Origin of the sequence: Niallia sp., from assembly GCF_031978665.1 — a bacterium.
Taxonomy (GTDB): Bacteria; Bacillota; Bacilli; order Bacillales; family Cytobacillaceae; genus Niallia.
On record NZ_DALZDK010000063.1, the window covers coordinates 5,628 to 15,148 of the forward strand.

General features: G+C 33.8%; 8 protein-coding genes. 7 read left to right on the forward strand and 1 reads right to left on the reverse strand.

Annotated elements, in window-relative coordinates; all coding sequences use genetic code 11:
* The 7 genes from RTL21_RS22510 to RTL21_RS22540 form a co-directional block, all read left to right on the forward strand.
* Positions 1–974 (forward strand): SDR family oxidoreductase (locus tag RTL21_RS22510; RefSeq protein ID WP_312099334.1); only part of this gene is annotated, 974 nt, incomplete at its 5' end.
* A 241-nt stretch (positions 975–1,215) separates the two neighbouring features.
* Positions 1,216–2,181 (forward strand): AraC family transcriptional regulator, encoded by a 966-nt coding sequence (locus RTL21_RS22515; protein ID WP_312099335.1) that lies wholly within the window; start codon positions 1,216–1,218, stop codon positions 2,179–2,181.
* A gap of 194 nt (positions 2,182–2,375) precedes the next feature.
* A complete protein-coding gene (rhaB, locus tag RTL21_RS22520; RefSeq protein WP_312099337.1) occupies positions 2,376–3,794 on the forward strand; it encodes a rhamnulokinase in 1,419 nt (472 codons plus the stop codon).
* A gap of 15 nt (positions 3,795–3,809) precedes the next feature.
* Positions 3,810–5,063, forward strand: a complete 1,254-nt coding sequence (gene rhaA, locus RTL21_RS22525) for an L-rhamnose isomerase (protein WP_312099339.1) — start codon at positions 3,810–3,812, stop codon at positions 5,061–5,063.
* Positions 5,064–5,223: 160 nt separating this feature from the next.
* A complete protein-coding gene (locus RTL21_RS22530) occupies positions 5,224–6,225 on the forward strand; it encodes a substrate-binding domain-containing protein (RefSeq protein ID WP_312099341.1) in 1,002 nt (333 codons plus the stop codon).
* Between the two features lie 19 nt (positions 6,226–6,244).
* On the forward strand, positions 6,245–8,047 hold the full coding sequence (locus RTL21_RS22535; protein ID WP_312099343.1) for a sensor histidine kinase: 1,803 nt from the start codon (positions 6,245–6,247) through the stop codon (positions 8,045–8,047).
* A gap of 6 nt (positions 8,048–8,053) precedes the next feature.
* Positions 8,054–9,283 (forward strand): response regulator transcription factor, encoded by a 1,230-nt coding sequence (locus RTL21_RS22540; RefSeq protein WP_312099345.1) that lies wholly within the window; start codon positions 8,054–8,056, stop codon positions 9,281–9,283.
* Between the two features lie 58 nt (positions 9,284–9,341).
* Here the strand turns inward: RTL21_RS22540 and RTL21_RS22545 are convergent.
* The coding region (locus RTL21_RS22545) for a hypothetical protein (RefSeq protein WP_312099347.1) at positions 9,342–9,521 on the reverse strand (180 nt) is incomplete at its 5' end.

A 9,521-nucleotide genomic window follows, 5' to 3' on the forward strand; every position in this document is an offset into this window, starting at 1 on the left:
GAAAAACACTAGCAATGGCTGAGGTAAGTGGTGCTTTATATCATCGAGCAATCTCTGTTATGAAGGGTGCTACAACTTTAGGAGAGTTTGTATCTTTAAATGAAAATGAGTCATTTAAAATAGAGTATTGGCCACTGGAATTATATAAATTATCCCTTGCACCAAAAGAAGCTGAATTTTCTCGTAAAGTTGCCTTTGTTACAGGTGGAGCTGGTGGTATTGGAAGTGAAACTTGCCGACTGTTTGCTGAGCAAGGGGCACATGTTGTTATTGCGGATCTTAATATAGAAGGTGCAGAAAAAGTAGCTGCAGAAATCAATGAAAAGTACGGTTCTAAACGTGCGCTAGCAGTTAAGATGGATGTAACAAAAGAAGACGCTGTGAAAGATGCCTATAAGAAAACTGCCCTCACATTTGGAGGAGTTGATATTATTGTAAATAATGCCGGCCTTGCTACCTCTAGTCCATTTGACGAAACTTCTTTACAAGAATGGAATTTAAATCTAAATGTTCTTGGAACAGGATATTTTCTAGTTGCGAGAGAAGCATTTAAACAAATGAAAGAGCAAGGATTAGGGGGAAGCATGGTATTTATCGGTTCCAAAAACTCTGTATATGCTGGGAAAAATGTTACTGCTTATAGCTCCGTGAAAGCAATGGAAGCACATTTAGCAAGATGTATTGCTGCAGAGGGAGGAGAATTTGGCATCCGTGTTAATACGGTATTACCAGATGCTGTATTACAGGGGTCTGCTATCTGGGGATCCAAGTGGCGTGAAGAGAGAGCAGCCAATTATGGAATTGATCCAGACCAATTAGAAGAGCACTACAAGAAACGCACTACTTTATTAGTAAATATTTTTCCAAAGGATATTGCGGAAGCGATTTGCTATTTCTCTTCTTCAAAAGCAGAGAAAACAACAGGGTGTATGCTAACAGTCGATGGAGGAGTTCCAGCAGCATTCACTAGATAAAGGGAGTTTCAATCAGTGGGGAGTTATTCTATCCCCGCTTTTTGTTGTTATTGGTATAAAAAAATAGTCTTGTATTAGGTGGATATTAGAAGAAGTAAGATTTATACTAAAGAAGAAATGGTGTAAACGATTTCGATTAAAGTAATTATAAAGGAAAAGTTCAATCTACCAAACTCTAAATTGCTAAACAATTCTTTTCTAGGAAAATAATATAATAGTAGCTTAAGCGAGGTTGGCCTTCTTGGATAACGTTTTATTGAAGCAATTAATGGAATTAACAGAGGAAGAAAAAAGTATTGTTCAACAAAAGCAGGGAGTTAAAAAAGACATCTATACTAGTCAAAGTAATTTTATTATCGAAAGTGAAAAGTTTTTACGGAAAGATAAAATGATTACGGTGAGAAAGCATACACGTTTTATTGACTTTCCTAAACATAAGCATAATTATATTGAGATAAATTATGTGGTGAATGGTAGATTGCAGCAAAAAGTGGGCAATGACCACATCTCGCTGAAAAAAGGAGAGCTCTTATTTTTAAATCAATATATGGAGCATGAAATTCAGGCATGTGATCGGGAAGATATTGTCGTTAATTTCATCATTCAGCCACCTTTTTTTCAATTTATTTTTCAATATTTACATGAAGAAAATAAACTAACTGATTTTCTTATTAATAGCTTATTTAATCATACGGAAAGTGGCCAATATTTATATTACAAGGTCTCAGATGTCATGGAAATCCAAGACATCATTGGGAAACTATTAAAGGAAGAAACAAATAACTCCATTTTATCGGAATCGACGATGAAACTGTATATGGGGTTATTGATTATAGAGCTTATAAAAAACACAGATAAAATTCAACAAAATGAAGGGGTATTACAGAATCAGTATCTCGTTATAGATGCATTGACCTATATAGAAGAGAACTATCAAAATGGAACACTGAATGAATTAGCCATGCAACTCCATCAATCCATGTCTTCTTTGAGTAAAAATATTAAGAAAGCAACAGGCTACACTTTTAAGGAATTGCTCCAAGAGAAGCGGCTAAGTAAATCAAAGATTTTGTTAGAGACTACGGATCTTTCCATTAAGCGGATTATTGAAGAAGTAGGATATGATAATATGAGCTATTTCTATCGGATATTTAAAGAAAAATATGGAATGACACCGAAAGCATTTCGGTTAAAGCTAGCAAAGTAATCATTTGCTAGCTTTTATCTTTGTTATGATAATTTTCTATCGTTAACACAGTAGAAAAATTAGAAATTTCCCGTCATGTGTTTGGAAAATAAGGACAGTAAAAAAGATAAGTTACGATATTTTTTAATAGGATGAAACCCATTACAATAAATCCAAGGAAACGTTTTCTAATTCCTTTTTAAGGAGAGGTGGAAATGACAAGATATGCGCTAGCAGTAGATATTGGAGCCTCAAGTGGAAGGCTTATTCTTGGGTCCGTTCAGAAAGATAAATTAGAGCTTAATGAAATTCATCGTTTTGAAAATAAGATGATCAAAAAAGGACAGCATTATTGTTGGGATATTGATCGACTTTTCTCAGAAATAAAAAATGGAATAAAAAAATGCAACGATCTAGGTATAAAGCCAGAAAGCATCGGCATTGATACATGGGCAGTAGATTTTGTTTTACTAGATGAACAAGGGGAACTTTTAACAGATGCCGTTGCTTATCGGGATGACCGTACGGATGGGATGATGGAAGAAGTTTTCCAGAAAATCATGAAGGAAAGATTATACTTAGAAACGGGTATTCAATTCCAAAAATTTAATACGATCTATCAATTGTATGCTTTAAAAAAGACACAGCCAGAAGTATTAGAAAAGGCGAAAACCTTTTTAATGATACCTGATTATTTACACTATTTGCTTTCTGGCATTCCAGCAAATGAATATACTAATGCATCTTCCACACAATTATTAAATGCGTTTACAAAAAAATGGGATAAAACTATTCTCGATACATTAGAAATTAATAGTGAAATATTCCAGGACATTAAAAAGCCAAATACGATTCTTGGAAATTTGAAGCCAGAATTAGTGGAGGAATTTGGTTTTGATATGAAAGTGATTCTTCCAGCAACACATGATACAGGTTCTGCTGTCATTTCCGTGCCAGAGCAGAATGACACAATTTATATTAGTTCTGGTACTTGGTCACTGATTGGTGTTGAAAATAGATTTCCTATTTGTGTAACGAAGGCGTTAGATTATAACTTTACGAATGAAGGTGGAATCGATTATCGCTTTCGTTTCTTGAAAAATATTATGGGACTTTGGATGATACAGGAAGTCAGACATAATTATAATAACCAATACTCTTTTGCTGAATTTGTTGAATTAGCAAAAGCAGCAAAGGATTTTTCAAGCATTGTAAAGGTAAATGATGATCGCTTTTTAAAGCCAGACAATATGGTGGAAGAAATTCAGAGCTATTGTATAGAAACTGGCCAACAAGTCCCTGTAACACCAGGCGAAATAGCGAAATGTGTCTATGATAGTTTAGTAGAAAGCTATATTACTGCTATTAATGAGATTGAAGAAATATTCGAAAAATCTTTTCCAAGTATTAATATAATTGGTGGCGGCTGTCAGAATGAAATGTTAAATCAATTACTTGCAGAAGCCACGAAGAAAGAAGTACATGCTGGTCCGATTGAAGCGACTGCCATTGGAAATATCGTTTCTCAATTTATTGCATTAGGAGAAGTAGAAAATCTGTCGGAAGCAAGACAAATGATAAAGGAATCATTTGAAATTAAATCATTCAAAGCAACCGAAGACGTAACCAAATAAGAGGAGGAAAAAAACATGTCCGTTAAAGAAAATTTTGAATTAGCAAAAAAACAGTATGAGCAATGGGGAGTAAATGTAGAAGGAGCACTAGAAAAGCTAAAGAATGTTCCCATTTCTATTCATTGCTGGCAAGGGGATGACATCGCTGGCTTTGAAGTAAATCAAAGAGAATTATCTGGAGGGATTGATGTAACAGGAAATTACCCTGGAAAAGCAACGAATCCAGAGGAATTAAGAAGTGATTTAGAGAAAGCGCTGTCGCTTATTCCTGGTAAGCATCGTGTCAATCTGCATGCTATTTACGCGGAAACAGATGGAGTTGCTGTAGAAAGAGATGAGCTAGAACCAAAGCATTTTGAAAATTGGGTCCAATGGGCAAAGGATAATGGATTAGGATTAGATTTTAATCCTACATTATTCTCCCATGAAAAAGCCGCAGACGGTTTAACATTAGCTCATCCAAATAAGGAGATTCGTGATTTTTGGATTCAGCATTGTATCGCTAGTAGAAAAATCGCTGAATATTTTGGGAAAGAGCTTGGTACACCAGCTTTAACAAACATTTGGATTCCCGACGGCTATAAGGATATTCCAAGTGACCGCTTGACACCAAGAAAAAGATTAAAGGATTCATTAGATGAAATTTATGCTGTAGAAACAGATGAAAGATATAACTTAGATGCAGTGGAAAGCAAGGTATTTGGAATTGGGTCAGAATCCTATGTAGTCGGCTCCCATGAATTTTATCTAGGATATGCGTTGAAGAATAATAAATTATGCCTAATGGATACTGGTCACTATCATCCGACAGAAACCGTTTCCAACAAAATTTCTTCCATGCTTTTATTTAGTGAAAAATTAGCATTGCATGTATCTAGACCAGTAAGATGGGATAGTGATCATGTTGTTATTTTAGATGATGAACTAAAAGAAATTGCCGTAGAAATCGTCCGTAATGAAGCATTAGATAAAGTAATCATCGGTCTTGATTTCTTTGACGCTAGTATCAACCGTGTAGCTGCATGGACAATTGGAACAAGAAATATGATTAAAGCACTTTTGAATGCATTATTACTTCCAAATGAAAAACTAAAACAATTACAAGAGGAAGGAAATTTCACAGAGAGATTAGCATTAATGGAAGAATTTAAAACCTATCCATTTGGAGCTATATGGGATTATTACTGTGAACAAATGAATGTGCCTGTGCGCGAAACTTGGATTAATGAAGTAAAAGCATATGAGGAAGAAGTTCTTTTGAAGAGATAAAGGAAATCTTGCAGAGCAATTACTCTCCTATTTTGAGTGATTGCTTTTTTTTGCATTTAGTTTCGAGATGTGAGTGATTGAAATTAGTTGATTTCTCTTTTCACTAGAAATTTTTCCTTGTATAATGAAGCATACAGTTTTTTCCTTTGGGGGTGTCTAAATGAAGAAGTTACTGTATGTATATATAATTGTTTTTATATTATTTGGTATCTATTTTTATAATTCCCATTTAAATGATGCATGGGATAATGCGAGTGGAATAAAAAGAGAACGGTTACAAGGTTCGGTGAATGATGAATATGTAATGGTGACTTTTTTGGCAGGAATTGATTATTGGAAGACAGCATTAAAGGGATTTGAGGATGCAGCTAGTGAATTAAATGTTTCTGTTGTTTATAGAGGGGGATCCCAATATGATCTACATGAACAAATTACAGTACTAGAACAAGTTATCGCGAAGAAGCCTTCTGGTATAGCACTATCCGCAATAAATCCCCATGATTTAAATGATACGATTAATAAAGCTGTTGATATGGGGATACCTGTTGTATTGTTTGACGCAGATGCGCCTTTAAGTAAAGCGTCATCATTTTTGGGAACAAATAATTATGCTGCAGGTGCAAAGGCAGCTGATAAGATGGCCTCACTCGTTAATAAACAAGGTAAAGTAGCGGTTATTACCTTACCAGATCAGTTAAACCACCAAGAAAGAACTGAAGGGTTTATGGAAACAATCAAAACAAATTATCCAGATATGGAAATAGTACAAGTTCTTAATGGGGAAGGGGATCAACTTAAATCGGAAAAAATAGCGAAGGATATTATAAGAAAATATCCAGATATAAAAGGGATATTTGTTACGGAAGCGAATGGTGGAGTGGGCGTGGCTGATGCAGTAACAAAAAATAAAGAACTAGATTTAAAGATAATTAGTTTTGATGTAGATAGAAAAACATTGGACAATATAGAACGAGGAGCGATTTCAGCATCAATTGCCCAAGGAACATGGAATATGGGATATTGGTCAATGGAGTTCTTGTTTAAATTACATCATGAGCAAACAAATAGTGCATATAATTCATTACCTCCTTATGTTGATACCGGGATAACAATCGTTACAAAGGATAATGTAAAAGAATACTATGCTGAATATATAAAGTAAAAAAGAAGGGTTAAGCTAAATGATTTCGAAATTAGATAAAATCAATGAATTCTCCATTAGAGATAAACTGATTGCTTTGTTTTTACTAATTAGTATTCTCCCAGCTATTGGACTAGGATTGTTAGTAGGTGTAACGGTTGAAAAAATTTTAGGAGAGCAAGCAACGAAAAATACCCTTCAACTGATAGACCAAGTGAACACAACATTGGAATCATCTATTACGAATGTACAAAATGTAAGTTATCTAATTTCGATGGATTCACAAATTAATTCGTTTTTTTCTCATGATCAAAATAATTATAAAGAGGAAGAACAAGGCTACTCCATTCGTAAAAAAATGCAAGGGTTTACATCTTTGTACCCCGAAATTGCAGGGATTTTACTGATCAATAGTGAAGGACAATACATTAGCAATGAGCTCTATGCCCAAAATAATGTGGATTTAAGGAAAGAGAAGTGGTATGAAGAAGCAGTAAGAAACAAGGGGATTTTTAAAATAATAGGGAAACCTCAAAAACGTAACATAGTTAGTCAAATCAATTATAAGGAAGATGAAATAGTCACCGTAGTAAGGGCTATTGTTAATAGAGATACACAAGAAATTTCAGGTGTCATATTAATAGATTTGAAGCTAAGAGTAATAGGAGAAGCAATGAATAATGTTCATATTGGACTTTCGGGATTTTTAACGGTAATAGATGAAAACGGTAAGGATATATATTCGACCTCTAATAGGGAGCCGTTAGTGATTCCGGAAGCAATCTTATTAGGTAATGATTGGGGTTCCTATAAAAAGGTGGTTGAAGGAGAAAAAATAGAGTTTATTTATCAAAGAACGCCTTTTACAAACTGGACAACAGTTGGGATATTTCACTCCGATGAATCAGTGGCAGAAGTAAGAGAAATTCAATTATATCTATTCTTTTTTGTATTTTTTCTTTGCTTTGCTGGAATAACGGTTTCTTACTATTTTTCAAATTCTATATCCAATCCAATTATTGAATTAATGAAGATGATGAGGAAAATCGAAGACGGCAATATGGAGATTCGCTATGTTGGGAAACGGCAGGATGAGATTGGCAGGCTTGGAAAAACATTCAATCACATGATTGCAAAGATTAATAATTTAATAACGTTAACAGAAGTTCAAGAGAAGCAAAAAAGAGAGGCTGAATTAAGAAGCCTACAGGCACATATAAAACCACATTTTTTATACAATACATTGGATACGATTAATTGGATGGCTAGAAAGCATGGAGCGAAAGATGTAGCAGAAATTGTAGCATCCTTATCTGCTTTTTTTAGAATTGGTTTAAGCAAGGGAAATGATTTTATTCAACTCAAAGATGAAATAAAACATATTCAAAGCTATCTAGCGATTCAAAAAGTGAGATATCAGGATAAATTAAATTATGAAATTACCTTTAATCCTACTTTAATAGAGGGAAGAATACTTAAATTGGTACTTCAACCAATTGTAGAGAATGCGATTTATCATGGAATTAAAGAGAGAAAGGGACCGGGGAAGATTATAATAATTGCAGAACAAGAAAGTGGCTGCCTATTATTGAGAATTAAGGATGATGGGGTAGGCATTAGGGAAGAAGAATTGAATCATTTAAAAGAAAAACTAAATACCCTTGTTATTTTAAATAAAGATAAGAAAGAAAATATAAATTTTGGATATGGAATGATGAATGTACAGGCAAGAATAAAACTGACTTATGGAGAAGCGTACGGATTATCCATTGATAGTCAAATGAATAAGGGTACTGAAGTAACGATAAAACTGCCATTGAACTTAGAGGATAGCAAGGAGTGAGAAAAGATGGATAAACAGATGTGGGACGTATTAATAGCTGATGACGAACCAATTATTCGAGAAGGAATTCGAAATTCCATTGACTGGTCGTCTCTTCAGATGAATGTCATCGCAGAAGCAGAGGATGGCGATGAAGCCATTGAACTCTCTCTTCTTCATTCTATTGATATCCTTCTAGTTGATATCAATATGCCGATAGCAAATGGTCTCCAAGTTATTCAACAAGTTAAGTCCAAGTTACCTGACTGTCAAATTATTATCATTACAGGTTATGATGAATTTAAATATGCGCAAGAAGCAATCAGGCTAAATGTTTCAGATTATTTATTAAAACCTATTGATCCAGATCATTTATTCAATTTGCTTAATAAAATAAAACTTGAACTAGTTAAGGTAAATAAACAAAAAGAGATAATGGATAGGACATCAGAACAATTCACAAAAAATATGCCAACTTTAAAACATAATTTCTTCAGAGAATGGCTGCAAGGTAATTTAGCGAATGAAGAAATTAAAAATCAATTAGCTCTGTATTATTTAGATACGAATATACCGAAACAATTGATCGTTATTTCTTGCTTAGAATTTCTTGAAAATAAATCGATTTTGAGTGAAAAAGAAAGAGTGGAAATGGAAGAATCACTAAAATATCATATTCTTTTGTTTTTTGAAGATACTGAAATTGGTTATTACGATGATAACTCTGGGCTTATTATTCTGATTAGTTGGCAAGTGATAGCCAAAAATATAATTGTCCAATTGGAAGAATGTATTCGCAAGGAACTAAATATGCCAATTACTGTATATACAGAGAATAACAACGAAGATTACCGGAATATTTTTTTGCTATATAAGAGGGGTAAAGAAATTGTTCAAAAGGAAATCAATATTTCGCCTATTGTGAGGCGGGCAAAAAGTATAATCGAACATCAGTATACTGATTCTACCCTATCGCTAGAGAAAGTTGCATTAACATTACAAGTTTCTCCTGTTTATTTAAGCCGGCTAATTAAACAAGAATTAGGACTAAGCTTTGTTCAGCTTTTGACAAATAAACGAATGAAACAAGCAGTATACTTACTTCAATCAACAGATTATCCAATAATATCTATATCTGAGTTAGTTGGTTACGAAAGCCAACATTATTTCAGTACAGCCTTTAAAAAGGTAATGGGTTTATCTCCGAATAAATACCGGAGGAATATTATTGATGATACGAATAATGTAAAAAGTTAGAAGTGGGAGCCATATATTAAATAGTTCCGATAACATGGAGAAAATCTAAAATCGCAACTCAAATAACATACGATTTCGTAACATAAATAATAAGACAAATAACATTACAAATAGGATACAAAAAGCTTGAGGGAATTTTTACAGGCTTCAAGCTTTTTTTCATATAATTTAATGCACTTGTTAATACAGATAGGTAAGGGTTTGAGGTTATCGCTCCCTTTTCCCCCTGTTCACACCG